Source organism: Arthrobacter sp. E70, assembly GCF_058266945.1.
In genome coordinates, this window is sequence record NZ_JBYQFR010000012.1 from 39,200 (window position 1) to 58,102 (window position 18,903).

Annotated in this window: 18 protein-coding genes and 1 pseudogene; 10 read left to right on the forward strand and 9 right to left on the reverse strand. The window is 62.7% G+C overall.

Annotation, left to right across the window (positions count from 1 at the left end):
* Positions 1-178: 178 nt before the first annotated feature.
* Entirely contained in the window at positions 179-1,027 is an 849-nt protein-coding gene (locus AC3IMC_RS15585) for a Rieske (2Fe-2S) protein (RefSeq protein ID WP_490919485.1), read from the forward strand.
* Here the strand turns inward: AC3IMC_RS15585 and AC3IMC_RS15590 are convergent.
* From AC3IMC_RS15590 to AC3IMC_RS15605, 4 genes and pseudogenes are all read right to left on the reverse strand, one after another.
* Positions 985-1,641 (reverse strand): annotated as a pseudogene (locus AC3IMC_RS15590) (NADPH-dependent F420 reductase); the annotation flags it as partial. The gene AC3IMC_RS15585 and the pseudogene AC3IMC_RS15590 sit on opposite strands and share 43 nt — an antisense overlap.
* A gap of 406 nt (positions 1,642-2,047) precedes the next feature.
* Entirely contained in the window at positions 2,048-2,620 is a 573-nt protein-coding gene (locus AC3IMC_RS15595) for a hypothetical protein (protein ID WP_490919486.1), read from the reverse strand.
* A gap of 79 nt (positions 2,621-2,699) precedes the next feature.
* Positions 2,700-3,620 (reverse strand): siderophore-interacting protein, encoded by a 921-nt coding sequence (locus AC3IMC_RS15600; RefSeq protein WP_490919488.1) that lies wholly within the window; start codon positions 3,618-3,620, stop codon positions 2,700-2,702.
* A complete protein-coding gene (locus tag AC3IMC_RS15605) occupies positions 3,620-4,618 on the reverse strand; it encodes an ABC transporter substrate-binding protein (RefSeq protein WP_490919490.1) in 999 nt (332 codons plus the stop codon). Before AC3IMC_RS15605 ends, AC3IMC_RS15600 begins: the two co-directional genes overlap by 1 nt.
* A 136-nt stretch (positions 4,619-4,754) precedes the next feature.
* Here AC3IMC_RS15605 and AC3IMC_RS15610 point away from each other — a divergent pair, with 136 nt between their 5' ends.
* Genes AC3IMC_RS15610 through AC3IMC_RS15620 form a run of 3 tightly spaced genes read left to right on the forward strand, consistent with a single transcriptional unit; the run spans position 4,755 to position 7,758 of the window.
* The gene (locus AC3IMC_RS15610) at positions 4,755-5,831 is read left to right on the forward strand and encodes a FecCD family ABC transporter permease (protein ID WP_490919492.1); all 1,077 of its coding nucleotides are present in this window, start codon (positions 4,755-4,757) and stop codon (positions 5,829-5,831) included.
* Positions 5,828-6,931 carry a FecCD family ABC transporter permease gene (locus AC3IMC_RS15615; protein ID WP_490919494.1) on the forward strand — a complete coding sequence of 368 codons (1,104 nt, stop codon included), beginning with the start codon at positions 5,828-5,830 and terminating at the stop codon, positions 6,929-6,931. Before AC3IMC_RS15610 ends, AC3IMC_RS15615 begins: the two co-directional genes overlap by 4 nt.
* On the forward strand, positions 6,928-7,758 hold the full coding sequence (locus AC3IMC_RS15620) for an ABC transporter ATP-binding protein (RefSeq protein WP_490919496.1): 831 nt from the start codon (positions 6,928-6,930) through the stop codon (positions 7,756-7,758). The genes AC3IMC_RS15615 and AC3IMC_RS15620 overlap by 4 nt, the downstream gene beginning before the upstream one ends.
* Before the next feature lie 77 nt (positions 7,759-7,835).
* On the opposite strand, the gene AC3IMC_RS15625 is transcribed toward AC3IMC_RS15620, so the two are convergent.
* Positions 7,836-8,120, reverse strand: a complete 285-nt coding sequence (locus tag AC3IMC_RS15625; protein WP_490919498.1) for a DUF1540 domain-containing protein — start codon at positions 8,118-8,120, stop codon at positions 7,836-7,838.
* 1,140 nt (positions 8,121-9,260) lie between these two features.
* Here AC3IMC_RS15625 and AC3IMC_RS15630 point away from each other — a divergent pair.
* Entirely contained in the window at positions 9,261-9,461 is a 201-nt protein-coding gene (locus tag AC3IMC_RS15630; protein ID WP_490919500.1) for a hypothetical protein, read from the forward strand.
* 240 nt (positions 9,462-9,701) lie between these two features.
* Here AC3IMC_RS15630 and AC3IMC_RS15635 read toward each other — a convergent pair whose 3' ends face one another.
* The 3 genes from AC3IMC_RS15635 to AC3IMC_RS15645 form a co-directional block, all read right to left on the reverse strand.
* Positions 9,702-10,376 carry a response regulator gene (locus tag AC3IMC_RS15635; protein WP_490919502.1) on the reverse strand — a complete coding sequence of 225 codons (675 nt, stop codon included), beginning with the start codon at positions 10,374-10,376 and terminating at the stop codon, positions 9,702-9,704.
* The gene (locus AC3IMC_RS15640) at positions 10,373-11,845 is read right to left on the reverse strand and encodes a sensor histidine kinase (RefSeq protein WP_490919503.1); all 1,473 of its coding nucleotides are present in this window, start codon (positions 11,843-11,845) and stop codon (positions 10,373-10,375) included. The genes AC3IMC_RS15635 and AC3IMC_RS15640 overlap by 4 nt, the downstream gene beginning before the upstream one ends.
* Positions 11,846-12,426: 581 nt before the next feature.
* On the reverse strand, positions 12,427-13,323 hold the full coding sequence (locus AC3IMC_RS15645; RefSeq protein ID WP_490919505.1) for a LysR family transcriptional regulator: 897 nt from the start codon (positions 13,321-13,323) through the stop codon (positions 12,427-12,429).
* Positions 13,324-13,437: 114 nt separating this feature from the next.
* On the opposite strand from AC3IMC_RS15645, the gene AC3IMC_RS15650 reads away from it, so the two are divergent.
* The 3 genes from AC3IMC_RS15650 to AC3IMC_RS15660 all read left to right on the forward strand — a co-directional run bounded on the left by AC3IMC_RS15650 (position 13,438) and on the right by AC3IMC_RS15660 (position 15,228).
* Positions 13,438-14,262, forward strand: coding sequence for an alpha/beta fold hydrolase (locus tag AC3IMC_RS15650; protein WP_490919507.1), 825 nt, complete (start codon positions 13,438-13,440; stop codon positions 14,260-14,262).
* Between the two features lie 219 nt (positions 14,263-14,481).
* On the forward strand, positions 14,482-14,721 hold the full coding sequence (locus AC3IMC_RS15655; RefSeq protein ID WP_490919508.1) for a hypothetical protein: 240 nt from the start codon (positions 14,482-14,484) through the stop codon (positions 14,719-14,721).
* Between the two features lie 195 nt (positions 14,722-14,916).
* The gene (locus AC3IMC_RS15660; RefSeq protein WP_490919510.1) at positions 14,917-15,228 is read left to right on the forward strand and encodes a hypothetical protein; all 312 of its coding nucleotides are present in this window, start codon (positions 14,917-14,919) and stop codon (positions 15,226-15,228) included.
* 403 nt (positions 15,229-15,631) lie between these two features.
* On the opposite strand, the gene AC3IMC_RS15665 is transcribed toward AC3IMC_RS15660, so the two are convergent.
* Positions 15,632-15,784 (reverse strand): hypothetical protein, encoded by a 153-nt coding sequence (locus AC3IMC_RS15665; protein ID WP_490919512.1) that lies wholly within the window; start codon positions 15,782-15,784, stop codon positions 15,632-15,634.
* Between the two features lie 1,355 nt (positions 15,785-17,139).
* On the opposite strand from AC3IMC_RS15665, the gene AC3IMC_RS15670 reads away from it, so the two are divergent.
* Together AC3IMC_RS15670 and AC3IMC_RS15675 are read left to right on the forward strand one after the other, a co-directional pair.
* On the forward strand, positions 17,140-17,601 hold the full coding sequence (locus AC3IMC_RS15670; RefSeq protein ID WP_490919513.1) for a GtrA family protein: 462 nt from the start codon (positions 17,140-17,142) through the stop codon (positions 17,599-17,601).
* Entirely contained in the window at positions 17,598-18,890 is a 1,293-nt protein-coding gene (locus AC3IMC_RS15675; RefSeq protein ID WP_490919514.1) for a glycosyltransferase, read from the forward strand. Before AC3IMC_RS15670 ends, AC3IMC_RS15675 begins: the two co-directional genes overlap by 4 nt.
* Positions 18,891-18,903 lie beyond the last annotated feature (13 nt).

The following is an 18,903-nucleotide window of genomic DNA, read 5'->3' on the forward strand; positions in this document are numbered from 1 at the left end:
TGGGGATCGATCTTCCTTGGTGCATGTCCCTGCCCTCCCCTGTTTGTGGGGAGGGGAGATGCTTGTCTTGCACCAGTGGCAGTGCGAAACTTACGTGCAATGGCTCTCGGTGGATAGCGGGAAAACCGGGGTTTGCTCCGGAGCACCCCGGTCGGCATGGTGGATCGAGGAGTTCGCAATGAAGCTGGATTCTGTAGTTAATACCATTGAGCAGTTCGATTTGCTCGACGGGGTGGCGTCCTCCCTAGCCAAGGCGGTAGGGAAGGCCGTGAGCCCCGGCACGGTCCGCAATCTTTTGAGCGGTACTGTCATCGGGCACCCACTGCATCCGGTGCTCACTGACTTGCCAATTGGTGCATGGACGATGGCCGCTTTCCTGGATCTCGCCGGCGGGCGAGTTTCCGAGCCCGCCGCAGATGCCCTGGTCTCGGTGGGGATCGCAACTGCTGTTCCTACTGCTGCGGCCGGCCTCAACGACTGGTCTGACACGCAGGGTAAGACCAGGCGGACGGGCATGGTGCACGGCCTGGCGAACAGTGCAGCTCTCTGCTGCTACATCTCCTCCAGCATTGCGCGCAGGAGCGGACGTCGAAACCTGGGCAAAGCCTTCGGCTTGGCCGGGTTCGGGTTGGTGACCTTCGGCGGCTACCTGGGCGGGCACCTGACGTATGCCGACGCTGTGAACGTAAACAAGACCGCGGACCGAAGAGGCCCGGCAAAATGGACTTCCGTGCTCGCCGAAGACGAGCTCGCTGAGGACGAACACCGCACTGTGCAGGTTCGGGGCGTTTCGGTCCTGCTCCACCGCTCCGGTGGCACGATTCAGGCAGTCGACGCGGTCTGCAGCCACATGGGCGGACCTCTCGAAGAGGGGAAAATCGAGAATGGCTGCGTTACGTGTCCCTGGCACGGAAGTACCTTCAAACTCGCCGACGGCACGGTCGTCCGCGGACCAGCCACGCGCCCCCAGCCTGCCTATGACGTTCAAACCAGTGACGGCCAGATACAGGTTCGCCGCGCCCGTTGATAACCGTCCGGGGGCTCATCGCAGCTCCCTGCCTGTACTCGAGATCCAGCCGCGGGCTGGAACTTGAGGGCGGAATTCCACTGGAATTGAGGAAGCTGGTCGTTAGCCGGGAGCAGGATGTTGAGGAAACCGGCCTGTTCCAGCTGCTGCGCGCGGCGAAGCGGCCCGACCACGAGCGGGATCAAGCCACCGGCCGTGGCGAGATCCGCGACCTCCTGGACTGCGGCGTCGTCATCACCGGCGATAAGGACATCCAGGGGCTGGCCCGCAACCTGGCCGTCGGTAAGGGTGGCGGCGAACGTCGTGTTAAACGCCTTGACCACCCTGGCGCCCGTGGCTTTCTGCAATTCCTCGGCTGCGGAGGAACCGGCAGGGACGGTCAGGCCCTCGAAGGTAGAGAAATCGATCGGGTTGGTGATGTCGACGTAGACCTTGCCGTCCAGTGCATCACCATACTTGGAGACCACTTCCTGAGAAGCGTCGAAATACACCGCCGGCACAATGATGGACCCGACGATGGCATCACCGACGGTGCCCGTGCTGACCTGGCCGCCGAGTTCGGCGGCCAGGGAGTCAGCCTTGGCTTTGTCCTCATGGGCCAGCAACTGGACGCTCTCTCCCTTTCGCTTACTTGAAGATTCAACAACTTATCCCGCGGTCCTATTCCCCCGCCAACTCGCCGGCCTGACCAACATCTTCATGGAACCCGTCCAACCCGGACAGGGGCTTCGCTACCGCACGCACGGACCGCAGGAGCGACCGACCCTCCCCCTTGATCCGAGGACCGGGACTTAGGTGCATAAGTCCGGCCAGGCACGACGGGTACGCGCCGCCGGTGCGGTTGACCCGGGCGGTGCGCAGGCCCGCGCGCGCAGCGCCATGTCATTGAAATGGCCTGACGTCGTGAAGAGGGTGTGTTCGGTGACTAGACGGAGATGTCGACGGTGACGCCGACCGCCGCTGCGGTGATCCCTGTCAGGCCCGCGACGTGTCGTGTTCGCCGCTGTGGAACCGGAACTGTTACGTGAGGGCAGCGCGTACTGGTGCGGGTGCAGCGCTGAGAAGCGACCCCCAGTGGCGTCCGAGTCCCCAGACCTGGCCTGCGCCAGCGGCTGCAAGGGCGATCATGGCGGCAGCGTAAATGATGTGTTCGTCCAGTACCGGATTGGTCTTGATTGGCAGGGCCGTGAGCCACATCAGCATCATCAGCGCGGTCCCGCCAACAGCCGCAGCTCTCAGGGCGATACCCAAGACAAGGGCTGTGCCGATAAGCAGGAGAGCGAGCATGAAACTCACATCCACGGCTGTGTTCCCGGCCAGAGGCTGAAACGCCTCGGCCAGCCACCCTTTCAGGCTTCCGAGGTAGCCCGCGGTCGGAGAACTGCCGGCGATCCAGCTCTTGGCGGCTGGTGTGGAGAACCCGAAGCCGAACGTCTTGTCGACATAGGCCCATAAGAGGACCATGCCGAGCAGGATGCGCAGAATCGCCAGCGGGTACCCGGCCCCGCCGTAGGCAGGAGCCTTTGCGGTTTCAGAAGTAAGGGCAGGGGTTGACGGTACGGACGTGGCTTGTTCGAGAGTGTTGATAGGCATAGCTGTCCTTCAGTGGGGGTTCAAAAGTGGGTAGCGCGGGATGAGGGGTGGGAGGCCGTCTTTTCGCGGATTTCTGGCGCTACGTGCCTGGTACCGGAAGACCGTTGACTCCGGATCCGGCTTTGCCAAGGCACCAGTAGCCGCGCAATTCTGACTTTTTGGTGTCAAGGCCGGCGCCAGCCAGGCAGCGTCGGAGGTTTTTTACGGTTCCGGCTTCGGCGCCGACCCAGGCGTACGTGTCGAGCGGGACGGCGCCGCTGGCGAGGGCGCCGCTGACGAGACGTCGTAGATGCCAGCCGCGGGGGATGGTATCGCCGTCGCGGTTCAGGATGGTGGTCGTAACCTGGCTGCGGGTGGTAATTGGCAGGGCGTCGCGGGCATCGGGGACCTCGAGGAACGCGTGACCTGTGAAGTGTTGGGGTAGGGCTTCGAGGATGGCGCTGATGGCCGGGACGGCCGTTTCGTCGCCGGCGAGCAACACGCGGTGTGCATCTCCGGGTTTCCAGTTGATGCCCAGTTCCGGTAGCGGTGTGGTGGCGCTTGCCGCGGTGGCGTCGGGCCCTACGAACCATGCCGGTTGCCCGGGCACAGCGTCCCGCGCCCAGGCTGAGCCGGGTCCGCTGTGCCCGCCCGGGCAACCGTTGAGCACAAAATCAATGTCGATTTCCGGCCCTGCTGCACCTTGCCGCAGGGTCCGGACGGTGTAGCTGCGGATGTAGCCACGCCCGGGCTGCTCCTGTCGGAGCCAGTCCTGGTACCAGCCCGTATGTAGGATGCCATCAGGGGTGCCAGGCAACTGGAGCGCGTGCCCGTTGCTGGTCAGGAGCATTTTGATGCGCAGGTCCAGAGAGGGGCCTGGAACACCGAATGCCCGGAGCGAACGACCCGCAAGGGTGATGCGGCGGAAGTGCGGGCTTAGGTCCTGCACTTCCGCCACCACTGCTTCGAAGACCCGTACAGGGTGCCGCGGAGACAGAGCTGAAGCAGCGGTCTGGGGCATTACGGGAGCTGGGGATCCACGCCGTAGTGCTTCGCCAGATCGGTGATCACGGCGTGCGCACCCTGGATGCTGACCGAGGCGAGGAAGGTGGCGTCGTCGACGTCGATGACCTCGCCTTGGAGCCGCTGCCACAACGGGTTGGATTTGAAGGCCTCCTGCTGGGCGCGGGCCTTGTCGCCCTCGGCTCCTGCCGGGGTGAAAGCGCTGACCATGACCAGCCCGGCATCTCCCTGCAGGATCTGCTCAGCGGACAGCGGCACGAAAATCTCCTTGTCGCTGTCCGGCTGATCCTTCGGCCGTGGGATGTTCATGTCCGCCATGATCTCGCCGATGAAGGACTTCGAGGAGTACAGGCGGGCGGTGTCACCGCCGGTGAACCGGATGAGCGAATAAGTGGCGTCAGCCTTCTTGGCAAGGATTTCCGCACCGACTTTGGCAGCACGGTCTTCATAGGCCTTGACCAGCTCTTCGGCCTTTTCCTTCTTGCCCAGAGCTTCCCCAAGGAAAACAACGTTTTCCTTCCACGTGGGTCCGGTGCTCACGGAAAAAATGGTGGGGGCAATCTTTGACAGCTGCGAATACAGCGCCTCGTGCCGGACCTTCGCGGACACGATGAGGTCCGGCTGCAGTTCCAGGATCTTTTCCAGGTTAGGTTCGGCGAGGGTGCCGACGTTCACTGCGTTCTTGGTGGCCTCGGAAACGTCGCCCAGGTAGGGGGCAAAGGGAGCCTTGGGATCCTGCCGGTACTGGACGTATCCCACGAGCTCAGCTTTGAGCAGCAGTGCGGCGTCGATGTAGCTGGGGTCCAGCGCGACGACCCGCTTGGGGACCTCTTGAATCGTGGTGGTGCCCATAGTGTGTTCCATGCTCAGCGGGAAGCCAGCGGCTTCGGGGGAAGCCGAGGCGGGCGTGTCACTGGTGGTGGCGGCCGGGGAGCCGCAGGCCGCCGTGGCCAGCAGGACCAGTCCGGCGGCGGCAGCAGTCAGCTGCCGAGTCATGCGAATTTTCACAGGGATTGCCTTCATAAAGGGTGCGGGATGCGATGCGTAAGGTAAGGCTTGCCTTGCCTGCCGTAGACTGTAGCAGGACTTGGGCAATTAGCTCACAAAGCAGTGACGTAATAGAAGGTTCTATGTGAAAACCCTGAAGGCAGGAGGCCTGGAGGCGGCCTGGACGACGACCCCAAAAGGGCCGCCGCCTGGCATCCCCGGACGCAGCACACGCCGCAACCGTGGGCAGTGGCTCGGCGCCTCGGTGCTGGCGCTGTTCGTTGCCTGCATCCTGAGCACGTGCATCGGCGGCCAGCCGTCGTCCTTGGAGGAGGTGTGGCACGCGGTTTTCACGCCCTCAGGCACAGTCATGGACGTGACGATCGGAGAGCTGCGCTGGCCCCGAACAGTGCTGGGTATCTGTGTCGGCGCTTGCCTGGGCCTTGCCGGAGTTTTGGTGCAGGGGCACACGCGTAATCCCGTGGCAGATCCCGGTCTGCTGGGCATCAACCAGGGTGCCGCGCTGGCGATTGTCGCTGCGACCGCGGTGGCTGGCGAACTGCCTGCCCTGACCCAGGCGCTGCTGGCCTTTGGTGGAGCTCTGGTGGCAAGCGTGCTCGTCTTTATGATTGGTTCTGCAGCCCGTTACGGCGCCACACCTGTCACGCTGGTCCTGGCCGGTGCCGCGGTGACTGCCTTGTGTTCCGGGCTGGTGTCCGGAATCGTCCTACTTAACGACCAGGCGCTGGACACCCTGCGGTTCTGGCAGGTGGGGTCCCTGGCAGGGCGTGCAGGGACCCTTGAATTGGTGTGGCCTTTCATCGCTACGGGGGCTGTCCTGGCCCTGACCCATATCCGGGCCCTCAACGCCCTGGCGCTCGGTTCAGATACGGCGGTGTCCCTGGGCATCTCGATGCTGCGCGCCCGCGCTGTTGGTATCGCCGCTGTTACTTTGCTGGCCGGAACAGCCGTCACGCTGGCCGGACCTATCGCCTTCGCCGGGCTGCTGGTGCCCCACCTGACCCGTGCGATCACAGGCCCGGACTACCGGTGGCTCGTTCCAATGTCCCTCTTCATCGGGGCAACAGTTGTGCTCCTGGCAGACACGGCCGGGCGCCTGGTGGCACGCCCCGGGGAACTGTCCGTGGGCGTGGTCCTGGCCGTGGTGGGCGCACCCTTCTTCGTGCACCTGGCCAGGCGCCGGAAGCTGGCCACCCTGTGACCGCCCTGCAGACCACACCAACCAGGAAACCCAGCCTGGCCGCCACCAGGATCAGGGCATTCCGTGCAGGATCAGTGTCCATCCGCATCAACGTCCGTGTCCTGGTTGTCGCCGGCCTTCTCATCCTCGCGACAGTGGCCGCCATGGCGCTGCACGTCGCCTTCGGCGGCACCCCCATGGCGTACCCCGACGTTCTCCGCGCTCTGTTCGGCGATGACTCCAATAGCCGCATCCACCTGGCGGTGTCGGAGTTCCGCGCCCCGCGGATGGTGGCCGCCGTCGTCGTCGGCGCCACGCTGGCCGCAGCAGGCGCCCTCACCCAGACCGTGGCACGGAACCCGCTGGCCAGTCCAGACCTGCTGGGAGTTACTTCCGGCGCGTCCCTTGGGGCAGTCAGCGTGCTGGTGGTCGCTGGCGGCGGCCACGCCGGGCTCAGTGGAGTCGCGGCCACGGCAGGAATGCCGGCCGCGGCATTCGGCGGGGGCATCCTCAGCGGCGTCGCGGTGTACCTCCTCGCGTATCGGCGTGGTCTGGACAGCTACCGGCTCGTGCTGGCCGGCTTGGGAATATCTGGACTGGCGGCAAGCCTCACGACCTGGATCCTGACCCTGGGCGATGTAACGAGCGCCGCGCAGGCACTGACCTGGATGATGGGTTCCATGAACGGCAAGGATTGGCAGACGGTGCAGCCGATGGCGCTAAGCGCCGCCGTGCTCCTCCTGGCGGCAATGGTGAGCGGCAAGTGGCTGCTGCTGACCAGCCTCGGCGAAGATACCGCCGTCGGGCTTGGCGCCCGCATCGGGACAATCCGCCTGGTTGTCCTCACACTCGCTGTCCTGCTGGCCTCCGTGGCCACGGTACTGGCCGGCCCGGTGGCCTTCGTCGCGTTGGCAAGCCCCCGGATAGCCCGCGCACTGACGTCCACCGTGATTCCCTCCGTGGGCGTTTCCGCCCTGGTCGGCGCCGTCTTCGTGCTGCTGGCCGATACGTTGTCCGCGAATATCCTCTCCGCACCCCTGCCCGTCGGCGTGGCCACCGCCGTGCTCGGGGCGCCTTTCCTGATCCACCTGATCCTCAAGTACCAGCGGAGGCTGAGTTGAATACGTCCACAGGACACCATGAAGGCCTGCGGGCCGATAACCTCACTCTGGGTTATGAGGGTGCCAACATCATCAGCGACCTCTCGTTCAAGGTCCCCCACGCCAAAGTAACCTCAATCATCGGCCCCAACGGCTGCGGCAAATCAACACTGCTGAGAGGACTCGGCAGACTCCTCACGCCCCGGTCCGGCGAAGTGTTCCTCGACGGTGCCCCGTTGCGGGAGCACACCACCCGACATATCGCCACCCGCATCAGCGTCCTCCCGCAGACACCCACGGCACCGTCCGGCCTAACCGTGGCAGACCTCGTCTCGCGGGGCAGGCACCCGCGGCAGAAGTGGTACCAGCAATTTTCAGCTTCCGACGAGTCAGTGGTCCAAGTAGCCCTTGAAGCGACCGACATCGCTGAACTGGCCGACACGCCGCTTGATGACCTCTCCGGCGGACAGCGGCAACGCGCGTGGATCTCCATGACCCTGGCCCAGGAAACCGGGATCCTGCTCCTGGACGAACCCACCACCTACCTCGATCTCGCGCACCAGGTAGACGTACTCGAACTTATCCGCCGACTTAATCATGTACACCAGCGCACAATAGTGATGGTCCTGCACGACATCTCGCTCGCCGCACGATACTCCGACCACATCGTAGCCATGAAAGACGGGGCCATCATCACCCAAGGCACGCCCGCAGAAGTCATCACACCTCCACGCCTGCTGGAAATATTCGGCCTGGACGCACACGTGCTACCTGAACCAGTGGAAGGCCGCCCACATGTCATTCCAATAGGAACGGCCCCGACCGCAGCGGCAGCAGCAAATAGCTAACAACCCACCAGAGCTGGCAAGGGACTTGCTACCAGTCGTTCATAGCGAACGTTCTAAGCCGCCCACGCACTTCGGGTTCAGCTGTGGGAATAGGTAAGGCAGTCGGCGTTATCCGCTCCAGGCCCCACATGCACTTCCGGCGCCTTACACATCAGATGGTCGTTGTGCACGCATTCAGAGCGCTGACAAGCTCCGACGTCCGCAAGAACTTTGGACAATCCTCCGTGCGTTCCGATGTCGATAAAGGTGGCACACGCGGCATGGTCTTCAGTGCCGCCAACCGTGATCGCCGCAGCATTGCATGCTGTGTGATCGTTGAAGGAGCAGTTCGTTACGCTGCACTCCGCGACATGCGTAGTCATTTCAGTCCTCCGGTTCCTGCGTCCCCCAATGGGCCGCATTTTCGCCATCGTAAGCCCGAGGCACCGCGACCAAAAAGACCCAATTATGTGACCTATTAATGACGAACGCTATACAGAACGCCCGACGCGCACGCGCGCCCACATACCCAGGTGATGGTGACAAAATGTGTCCCATAACCGAAGTGTCTTAGATGGCTAGCGTTTCGAGGCAACCTGTCTGTGCCGGGTGCCACGGCTGGTAAAGGATAGGCCTCCGCCGGCCGGAATGTGTTGCTTAGGAGTTTCGCAGGAACCAGGACCTCCCGCGCCGCAAGGCGGCCTACAGATGGGCAAAGGCGTGTCCTGCAGCTGAATAACCCAGGTCCCTGAATGAGATCTTCCACCGAGAGTTCGCCTGATGTGATCAAGGACAGTGTTGTTGGGCGAGGATCGGAAAACATTATCTCGACCTTCCGGTTGCCGGTGTCTGCCCGGGTCGGTGTATAGGGTGCTGGCTCCGGTTGTGCTGGGCCTGGAGCCAACCCCATCCTGTAGCAGCTACCCCCATCGGGAAGTTTTTGGTCCTCCCGGAGGAGGTCGAGGTAGCCATCAGATCTTTTCCCTACGCGGCACACGCTGGTGCCATGGCCGGACGGGGAATTTGACGAAAACATTACGCCTTCCGGCGCCACTCGACCGCGCTTCGCTTCCGAGTCCCGGTTTTGCAGAGCTAACCGTACGCGCCTCCTCCGACGGGTCCCAGCCAACCGCTGAGCTCTCCTCCGTGTCCCGAGAGAGCGTTCAAGACGCAGACGAGTAGGAAGCTCTAGTGCTGGTGTGGTACGTGGAGGCGGCAGGGTAATGGGTGCCGGCTCCAGCTGTGCTGAGACCGGGAGCCGACCCCATCCCCTAGCAGCCACCTCATGGGAGCCATCCTGGTCTTCCCGAACAAGGACGAGGTGACCCACAAGTATGTTCCGTCTAGCGGCTTTTTGAGGCCATGCCCGGGCGAGGAATTTGACGAAAACATTACGCCTCGTTCACTGACTTACCCCAAATGCGAGTGACAGCATGGGTAGTACCTCAAGCAGCGGGGCACCTTCGACCGTCACCGACACAGCTCCCGGCCTTTCAACCGGCGGAACTGACAAGGGGATCCATATGGAAGATCCACGATCAGCCGCGCGTACCATGGTGCAGCACAACATCGCCACCCTTGACGAACTATGGTTGCGGTACTTTGCGAACGGAGGCGAGGCAGAACCCTTCGACTTCGATGCATACGTCCATGGCCTTCAGCATCGGGACGAGCTTGACCTCACGATCCTGACCTGGGCGATAGAAGATATCAAAGAGAAATAACTATCCCAGCAGGAGCGACAGTCACGCGTCTGGACGCCGGACACTAGCCTACCAACGAGGTTGTCGCCCGCTTGCCCGGCTTCTCTGCATCCCTCTGACGGCTTAGCTGGGTCTGAAAGCTGCGGGAGATGGGTCGAGAACCAGATAATCGACCTTGGTCTGGCGGCCACTGTATGCAGACAGGCGGCCGCTCCTGTCCTGCCGCCTATGACCTTCGAACGCGTTGCTGCTTGTCAAGGGCTAGATCTCGAAACGGTACCCCATGCCCGGTTCTGTTATTAGATGTCTGGGATTTGCCGGGTCCTCTTCGAGCTTGCGCCGGAGCTGGCTGATGAAGATACGCAGGTAGTGGGTTTCCTTTTCGTATGCCGGTCCCCAAACTTCGTTCAGGATTCGTTGGTGGGACACTAGCGTGCCTCGGTTTTCGACCAGCAACTGCAGGATCCGCCACTCCCGCGGAGTCAGTCGAACGCGTGCTCCGGCCCGGAAGACCGTTCCCGCCATCAAGTCGATGTCCAGAACGGCGGCTTTTATCGTGGCAGCACCCCGGACCGGCCAGGAACGCCGCTCGAGCGCGCGAAGCCGGGCCAGGAGCTCGTCCAGGCCAAACGGCTTTGTGATGTAATCATCGGCTCCAGCGTCGAGGGCTTCCACTTTATCCGGCGAGCCGTGGCGGGCGGAGAGCACGATCACGGGCAACTGTGTCCAAGTCCGCAGGCTCCGGATAACCTCAACGCCGTCCATGTCCGGAAGGCCGAGGTCAAGCACTATCACATCCGGCGGGTGGGAGGCAGCAGCTCGCAGCGCTTTCGCGCCATCCGATGCGGTTGTGACGCTGTAGCCCTCCTCCTCAAGATTGACCCGCAGAGCGCGGACGAGATCCGGCGCATCATCGACCACGAGTACGCTTTTCATGCCTCTTCGCCGTCCAAGAATTCGCTGTAGAGGGGCAGTTTGACGCTCATGGTCAGGCCGCCGCCCGGCGTCTCTTCGGCCCCGATCATGCCGCCCATGGCGTCAACAAATCCTTTCGCGACAGCCAGCCCCAAGCCGATACCAGCACCAAAGCACTTGTCATCCAGCTGCTGGAACGGTTGGAACATCGCAGCCATGCGCTCAGGCGCCACACCGGGCCCGTGGTCCACCACGCGCAGCACACCATATGGCCGGCCCGTGGAGCGATCCCGCCGACAGCTACCGGCTTTAGCCTCCACCAGGATGTCCGTGCCTGGGGCGTACTTCACGGCATTCTCCACGATGTTTGCCAGCGCCCGTTCGAGCAGCCCCCGGTCGGCGTCCACGGGAGGCAGATTACGAGCAATGTCGACCCGCACAACCCCGCCCGGAAGCCCGGCCAAGGCCCCGGGGACTACTTCGAGCCATGCCACAGGCTCATGCAGCACCTGGACGCTGTCACTGGAGATCCGGGACATGTCCAAGAGGTTTCCCACGAGCCCCTTCAGCCGGTCCGTAGAACTCCGAACGACCTCAAGCATGTCTTCCCGCTGCTCATCGCTGCTCCTGGAGCTTTGTCGGCGCAGTGCGGTGAGGGCGAGTTCAATCCCCGCCAAGGGGGTGCGCAAGTCGTGGGACACGGCCCTCAGAATGGAAGTCTTGACCCGGTTGCCCTCGTTCAGCTTGATAGATTCCCTCAATTCCAGCGTCAGCCGTTCCCGCTCCAGCAGCGCCGCCAGGTGGGCCCCGTACGCGCCTAGCAGCCGCCGATCAGCACCGACTGAACCGCCCCCTTTCAGGCCGACAACCAGCCCCGGCCGTGGCTGATCGAGAACGTCCGCATCGTCAAGATTTTGTGGTGCAGCGGGGCCTACTGCGGCCCGCAAACGCCACTGCCCCGCATCGACCTGCTCGAAGACGCTGACCCCGTCCAACTGGAACTGCTCACGCAACTGGCCAAGAAACCCCTCCGAGCTTTGCTCTTCGACCAGCGACATCCGGGCCAGTTCACTCAACTTGGCAGCCTCGGCGCTTGAAAGGGCAGCCGCCCGCGACCGCCGGGCGGCGAAGCTCACGACCAGGGAAATAGCGACACCAACGACCAGATACACCAGCAACAGGAGGAAATTCTGCGGGTCCTCAACACTCAAGGCACCGACCGGAGGCGTGACGAAGTAGTTAACCAACACCGCATTCAGGACCGCCGCCAGCACCGCCGGCCAAAGACCCCCCAAAAAAGCGACAACGACCACCGCGCACAGCCCGACCAGCGCATACGTTGTCAGGGTCAACCCCTCGACGGGCAGGAGCAGCAAAGTCGCACCCGCAGGTAGAGCGACAGCAAGGAGATACGCGCACCAGGTCTTCTTAAACGGCCCCAGCCCGGACGGGATGGAAACCGCCCGCCCAGTGCTTCTGGCGCTGCTCATTCAATCATTCTGCCCGGTCGCTCGCCCCTTTACCGAACCCTTACACCCGCAGGTCGGAGGCATTAAGAAAGCGTAAGGTTCGGCTTCATACTGGGAAAACGGTATAGGTTGCCCCGGGAGCCCGCTATTTTGAATCAACGTCGTCCGGTGGCTAACCCCCAATGCCACAGGACGATGCTTAACCTTCAAGGCACACCTGCGGGGCCTCCTGAACCCAAACGAATACGCGCACCATCGCGCAAGCACGTAAATGAATCACGGTTATGTACCCCTATGAAAAGTAGCTTCGGTTGGACCGGGGGATCTGTAGGAATGCAGACCCAGCCTGCAGAAATGCAGCTTGTCGAACCGGGTACTCGCTAGTAGCTTTGTCGAGGCGGTTCGGCGCTTTCCCCCAAGGATCCGAGCCGCCGCATCGTTGGCCCCGCATCTCATCCCCGATGGTGCGGGGCCTTCTTGGTGTTGCAACCAATGTAGAACTCACTGTCGCCTCGCTGCAGCAAAGTCCTGGGGGATCACGGGCAGCCGCACAAGGCCATGCATGTTGACCAAAAATGGAACCGCCGCACCACACTGGCGCTTCAGGGTTTTCGTGCCACGTAGCGCCGGGCGTGGGCGACGATCTGGGTGGTCAACGGCGAAGCGCTGCTCCGAAGCCAGACCAGCACGGTCGGCATGGGGAGAGACACTCCGGCAAACGGGCGCCAGACGACGCCGGGAGGATCCCCGGGTACCACCTGGTGCGGGGTTTTGAAGGATACGCCCAGGCCGGCAGCCACCAGGCTCATGGTCGTGGCTGTGCTCGGTGACCAGCGGTGCGGGCCCGGAATCATTCCTTCATCGACCAGCAATCCCAGTACCCGTTCGCGGACATCCGGATCGCCGTCGCGCTGTAACCAGATCAGGGCCTGGCCGTTGAGGTCCGTGGGACTGATTGCTGGAAGCTTTGCCAGTGCGCTGCCGGATGGTAGGGCAACCCCCATCGGTTCGGTGTCCAGGGTCAGAACACCGAGCCGTTCGTCCGGTGGCGGCACGGCGTGAATGAAGACGGCGTCAAGCTCGCCCTCGAGAAGTTTTTGGACTCCTTCCCTCGCTGCAACGGGGGTGACGTCGACCTCGGGTGCTGTTTCGGTTGCGCCCAGACCCCTGAGCAGTTCCGCTAAAAGTTGGGGCGGCACCCCCACGGCCACGCCCAGGTTGAGGATGCCGCTGGGAGGACTGCGGAGTTCGCCCATGGCTGCCGCGGCGTTGTCATGCGCCTGGATGATGTGCAGTGCTTCCTCCCGGAGGCGGCGGCCTGCGTCTGTGAGGGCGACGTGGTTATGCGTCCGGTCTAGGAGGCGGAGCCCCAAAGATCTCTCCAACGCTTTGAGTTCCTGGCTCAGTGCAGGCTGGGCGATGTGGAGCCGGGCAGCAGCTTTGCCAAAGTGCAGTTCCTCGGCCAGGACAAGGAACCGACGGAGCTGGCGGATCTCCATGGCACATCATAAGAATTTGTGATCAGGCGAGTCCAGAGCGGTCTTGGACGGCAGATCTTCTACGGCGTCCAATATGAGGTGAAAGGTAACACCACGCACGGAAAGGCGAAGGCAATGAGCCCAACTAATGCTCCCGCCCTGGTGGAGGCGAACGGCACGACGTTGTACGTTGAAGTGACAGGCCATGGGACGCCGGTGCTCCTGGTCCCCGGCGCCGGAGGCGACGCCCGGCAATACGCCACACTGGCACAGGAACTGGCCCGAGACCACCAGGTCATCACGTATGACCGCAGAAACAACGGACGCAGCCCTCAGCAGCCGGACTGGTCCTTGACCTCGGTGGACCAGCACGCTGAGGACGTTGTGGCCCTCCTGGAACAGCTCGGGACCGTGCCGTGCACCGTGTACGGCAACAGCACCGGGGCGCTGATAGCGCTGGCCGCCGCCCTGAAGAACCCCGGGCGCTTTGCCGCAGCCGTGCTGCACGAACCGGCGCTGCTGAGCGTTCTGTCGAATCCCGACGACGCACTGGCCACCGTGCAACCGGTGATCGCAGCCGGCGTGGAGGCCGGTGGACTCGGCGGCGGCGCCGAGGCCTTCGTCCGGTTCGCTGCAGGAGACGCGGCCGGCCTGCTGCCGCCGGACTTCCTCGACGGGATCAGGACAAACGCCCGAGTCCTGCTGGAAGCTGAGTTCGGCGCGTTCGCGTCCTGGCGGCCAGATCCGGCGCCCGTGTCAGGAATGAGCGTGCCGCTGGCCGTACTCAGCGCCGAGCAGACAGCACCATTTTTCGTAGAAGCCGCCCAGTGGGTCGCTTCCCACACCGGAGTCCCTCGCCGGATAGTGCCAGGGGGCCACATGGGATTCCTCGACCACGCGCCCGAGTTGGCACAGGAAATCCGCGCAATGTCCAGGCAGTCCACAACTGCGACCAGCTGACGGAGGGGACCAAGGGTGCCGTCCTGAAGTGGCCCTGGCCGAGGGCATAGAAGCAAAGAAAGACCACAGGGGAATGGGATCTGGTCAATCCCACACCACCTGGTGATGGATGGTGCGGCTGTTAGCTCACTGCACACGCCATAAGGTACGTCGAATGTGTTGAATACTGGGGTCCTTGTGCCTTAGCTGCACCATCCCGGACAAGCCATACTTTGCACTGTGCCTTACTTCCTTGAGTACACGACGGGTGCCAGTGCCGGAAGTTTCACCGTGCACGGCGTGGATCCGAACGATGCCCTTGTTAAGGCAAAGGCAGCCCTTCAAGGCCTGGAATGCACCAACGCGGTCCTTCGTTTTTCCCCGGACCACAAGCAAGTCCTGGGCAAAGGGGCGATCCTCGCCGCCTACAGACGGACTGAAGGCTGGAGCGTCGAGGAGACGTGGCCGCCGCAACAGTAGCCCGTTCCTCCATAAGTCCGCATAGAGCGGCTTACCGCGCGTTGATCCCGGTACTCCGCGGGCACCATGAGGAAGACAACATCCCCCTCGGGGCGAAGAACTGCGCCAAATTTTCGTTGCAATCCAGGTGCCCCCGGAGCTTAATGATCGTGGGCACGGGCCCGTGCCCGTCTTCCAACGGAAAAGAGGAAACCAATGTCACGGTTCACGACGCCGGTCATAATCGGCGTCATCGTCCTGGGGACAAGCCTGGGTTTTGCTCCCGCTGCATCAGCCACCATCCACCCCATTGTGGAATCGTATGACTGTGCCAATGACCAGGCGAATACCCACCATCCCCTGGGCGATGTTGCCGAGGTTCCCGGTGTGACCCCTGGCTACGGCAGCCATTCGGAAAACAGCGACCTCGCCTCGCTGAAGGCCACGTCCCACGATTTCACCGATTTCAGCAGCCCGGCGTGGTCGGACTTCAAACTCAACGGAACATGCGGTCAGGTCGGCCAGTAACCGAGAACGCTGCTGCCGCCGGCGGCCACTGAATAACCGCCACTACCACTGACGGCCCTGCCCCAAGAGGGGGGACGTCAGTGGGAGTGACGGCAGGGCTTGACCAGTCCTGGAATCGGTGAAAGACCCCCGCCACGCAGCCTAGTTCCCAGCTCAGGGCCCGGTGCGCGGTCCGCGGCGCAGGCCCCGGAGGAACGGAGGGGCTAGAGGGGCCGGAACGTCGAAGACACACAGGGGCAGGGGTCCCGAGCTCTGCGACGGTGCGGCCTGGACCCAACAGCCGGCCGCGCCAGGGGACGCCCTTTTCAGCGGTTAAAGGACTGAGGCCGGCCCCTTGGGGCCGGCCTCAGTTTTTCCCTCAGCAAAAGGAAACTCAGTGTGGCAGCGTCTTCGCTGCATGAAGTTATCGGTCCAGCGGGGACTTCTCCCAAGAGCTATCAACGATCGGCGCGCCTGGCTGCGGCAGGGTCAGCATCGACAGCTCAAGGATGTCCTGGGCATGGGTGGCATCGGCAGGTGCGGCGTCGTCGTCCGTGAGAATGTACTCGTGGCTCATGTGCTGCCCCCAGTTCTTTGTGGAGTCGTGTTCCTTTTCCACTGTAGCCCGGCGTCCGGCTGGTTCCCCCTTGTGTTGCTGCGCCCGCGGCAGCGTGAGCGGCGGCCGGAGGAGCGCATGCGGGGAGGCCGCCCCCGCACGCGACGGGCCTCGATCCCGGGACAGCGTTCGGGCAACGGGCGCTGGTGGAACGGGGATTGACCTACCTCAAGGAAGGCAACATTAACCGGGAAAACCCTTCACGAAACCTTCGGACGGCGAGTGGCTGCAAGGGCTGCCAGATCACGGATCAGCCGCTGCACTTCATATTCCCGAAGCAGGGAGGGCGGGGTTTTCTGCACTGCCTGTGGTTTTGCCAAGGGCTTCCTAGGCGGAGCAGGAAGAGCAACCTGGTCCTTGGCCTGCCGCGAGATCGGACTACCTGCGCTCATACATCCCCCTTGACGTATTCATTCGGGGACTTCCCCGGTGGCCGTGCTGTAGGGACACTTTAGGAAGGCATAAGGAGCAGACGGAAGGCGCTTTCAACATTATCGGGACTTATTGCTCCAATCTTGAGCTTCACCAGGAGCGGGAAACATGCCCTGGTTGGAACGCGCAGATACAGAGGCGTCGGCCGGGGAAGTCCTCGCGATCTAGCCCGAAAGCCTTTGCCGCCAGGCTTCGCGCACGAACTTAGGGGCTTACGTCTGTCGGCTTGAGTAGTAGGCATGTGATTCTCCAACCTCAAGCGCTGTCCGATGCTTGAGGGGGCTTCCGCTCATGGAGGTCCTCGTTCGAGTTGATGTCAGGATTCTGGATTTGGCGGGTCCTGCAAGAAAGTGGCGCTGTCCTTCCTCAAGGGCTCGATGCCCTTCAGCTCGACCGTTTCACGGTGCGGCTTGCAAGGGCACCCAAGTAGTCCCCTATTTTGAAAACAGGTACTTCCTGGCATACCGAAGTCCGTAAACGGCAACCTAGGCTGTTTTTACCGCCCCCAACAACGGCGATGACGCTGAACTCCCCTACGCGGCACCGGTCACCTCCGACACTCCGCCAATATGGGCCCTCCACCTGAAATAAATCCGAGCTGACGGCCGATGCGCCTCGCCCCTGGCAGCAGGTGATCAGACACAGAGCGCCGGAGTTCCTATTGCCGCACGCCCTTAACATTCCGCCTGCTCGCATCGCAACGCAGAGCGAACTGCCAATACTCACGGAAAGCAGCAACTATGACTGCACGCATGAATTGGGGCCGTTCCAAAACCTACGAGTCCGAGATTCCGGGTAGTCAAACGACGACGATACAACGGACTGCGATGCCTGGAGTGCTCGCGGACGCAAGCACTCCAGGACGGCCTTACCCATTGCAAGCGATGAGCGGGATCCTGCGGCTTGGAAGCAACCGCATGACGCGTTTTGCCGCAGTCGGCGCGCTGGGAACCCTGGTCAACCTGCTGATTCTGGCACTGCTCGTGCACGGCGTGTTCGACATCAACTACGTAGTCGCCGCGGTCATCGCCGCCGAGATTTCAATACTGCATAACTTCCTGCTACAGGAGAGGTTCGTCTTCCGCGACCTGCGGGACGGGGTCAACTCCTGGCGGAACCGGCTGACTAAGCACTTACTTTTCAACAGCGTCGAGGCCTTGGTGCGGCTGCCGTTCCTCATCCTACTGGTCGAAACCATGCACGCCCTGGCACTGCTTGCACAGGCGGCAACGCTGGCCATCGCCTTCATCGTTCGGTTCCTCTTCGCCAGCCGCGTGGTGTACCGGCCAAGGCCGGCGCCCCGACACAGGGCAGCCAGCAATCGTGTAACGGAGTACTCGGCATGAGCCTGCTGATCTTCTTCCTGCTGCTCGGGACGGTGCTCCTGTTCGCGGTCTGCGTTGGAACGCTGTGGTGGATGCTTCACGCGTGGCGGACTCCCGAGAACTATCAATCCACCAATTTCCGGACAGAGGGTGTCCCGAGCCGGCACTCCTTCTCTGTCATCATTCCATGCCGTGATGAACCACTCGATGTCATGGCGGCAACAGTTCAGCGGTTGCTCGACCAAACGCACGACCGGGTCGACATCGTCATTTCCGTCGGCGACGACGACATTGAAACCGTGGACCGGGCCCGCAGGCTCGCCGCTATGTACCCGCAGCAGATTCAGGTGTCGGTCAACACCGACCCCATTAAGAACAAGCCCCGGCAGCTCAACTCCGCCCTGCAACTGTGCACCGGGGACATAGTGGGGATCATCGATGCTGAATCCCTGACGGCCCCGGGGCTGTTGTCCCACATCGACGCCACTTTCCAGCTCACCCATGCGGACGTGGTCCAAGGCGCGGTGCATCTGATCAATTACCGGAGCCGTTGGTTCACGTTGCGCAACTGCCTGGAGTACCGGATTTGGTTCCGGTCTCGCCTGCACGGGCACGCCAGTTCCGGGTTCATCCCGCTGGGCGGGAACACGGTCTTTGTGTGGCGCCACCTTCTTGAACAGGTTGGCGGCTGGGACGGTGAGTGCCTCGCTGAGGACTGCGAGATCGGCGTGCGGCTTTCGGCCTTGGGCAAGCACGTGGTGTGTGTCTACGACCCGGCGCTCACGACCCTTGAAGAGGCACCCACCACGATCAGGGCGTTCATTAAGCAAAGGACCCGGTGGAGTCTTGGCTTCATGCAGGTGTTGTCCAAGGGCGAGTGGAAAAAGCTCCCCACGTGGCAACGCCGCGTCAGTGGATGGTGGACCCTCGTCCAGCAGTACGCGATAGCGCTTGCCGGTGTCCTCCTGCCCGTAGCCTTCGTGACAGCCATCATGTTCGCGCTTCCTACCGCCGTCGTGATGATCACCTACGTGCCCCTCATTCCACTGCTGCTCACGGTGGTCTTTGAAGTACTGGTCCTGCGTGAGTTCGGCCGCGACATGAGCTTCAAGATCGGAGTACGGGATTATGCCGTGCTGGTCCTCTCGACACCGTTCTACCAGGCCATGCTTCTCTACTGCGCCGTGGCCGCGGCGGTCCGGTTCAGGCGCCGGAACTTTGTCTGGGACAAGACACCGCATACCGGGACGCATCTGGGTGTGTCCGCCGTCAGCTTCGTCAGGGCACCGAGGAAGGAGAGCGCGGCATGACCGTGACCCAACA

What these genes read in the sequence shown, in the direction of transcription:
- AC3IMC_RS15585 (WP_490919485.1), top strand. Translation starts at nt 179, where the DNA reads ATGAAGCTGGATTCTGTAGTTAATACCATTGAGCAGTTCGATTTGCTC.
- AC3IMC_RS15595 (WP_490919486.1), bottom strand. Translation starts at nt 2,620, where the DNA reads ATGCCTATCAACACTCTCGAACAAGCCACGTCCGTACCGTCAACCCCT.
- AC3IMC_RS15600 (WP_490919488.1), bottom strand. Translation starts at nt 3,620, where the DNA reads ATGCCCCAGACCGCTGCTTCAGCTCTGTCTCCGCGGCACCCTGTACGG.
- AC3IMC_RS15605 (WP_490919490.1), bottom strand. Translation starts at nt 4,618, where the DNA reads ATGACTCGGCAGCTGACTGCTGCCGCCGCCGGACTGGTCCTGCTGGCC.
- AC3IMC_RS15625 (WP_490919498.1), bottom strand. Translation starts at nt 8,120, where the DNA reads ATGACTACGCATGTCGCGGAGTGCAGCGTAACGAACTGCTCCTTCAAC.
- AC3IMC_RS15630 (WP_490919500.1), top strand. Translation starts at nt 9,261, where the DNA reads ATGGAAGATCCACGATCAGCCGCGCGTACCATGGTGCAGCACAACATC.
- AC3IMC_RS15635 (WP_490919502.1), bottom strand. Translation starts at nt 10,376, where the DNA reads ATGAAAAGCGTACTCGTGGTCGATGATGCGCCGGATCTCGTCCGCGCT.
- AC3IMC_RS15640 (WP_490919503.1), bottom strand. Translation starts at nt 11,845, where the DNA reads ATGAGCAGCGCCAGAAGCACTGGGCGGGCGGTTTCCATCCCGTCCGGG.
- AC3IMC_RS15645 (WP_490919505.1), bottom strand. Translation starts at nt 13,323, where the DNA reads ATGGAGATCCGCCAGCTCCGTCGGTTCCTTGTCCTGGCCGAGGAACTG.
- AC3IMC_RS15650 (WP_490919507.1), top strand. Translation starts at nt 13,438, where the DNA reads ATGAGCCCAACTAATGCTCCCGCCCTGGTGGAGGCGAACGGCACGACG.
- AC3IMC_RS15660 (WP_490919510.1), top strand. Translation starts at nt 14,917, where the DNA reads ATGTCACGGTTCACGACGCCGGTCATAATCGGCGTCATCGTCCTGGGG.
- AC3IMC_RS15665 (WP_490919512.1), bottom strand. Translation starts at nt 15,784, where the DNA reads ATGAGCCACGAGTACATTCTCACGGACGACGACGCCGCACCTGCCGAT.
- AC3IMC_RS15670 (WP_490919513.1), top strand. Translation starts at nt 17,140, where the DNA reads ATGAGCGGGATCCTGCGGCTTGGAAGCAACCGCATGACGCGTTTTGCC.
- AC3IMC_RS15675 (WP_490919514.1), top strand. Translation starts at nt 17,598, where the DNA reads ATGAGCCTGCTGATCTTCTTCCTGCTGCTCGGGACGGTGCTCCTGTTC.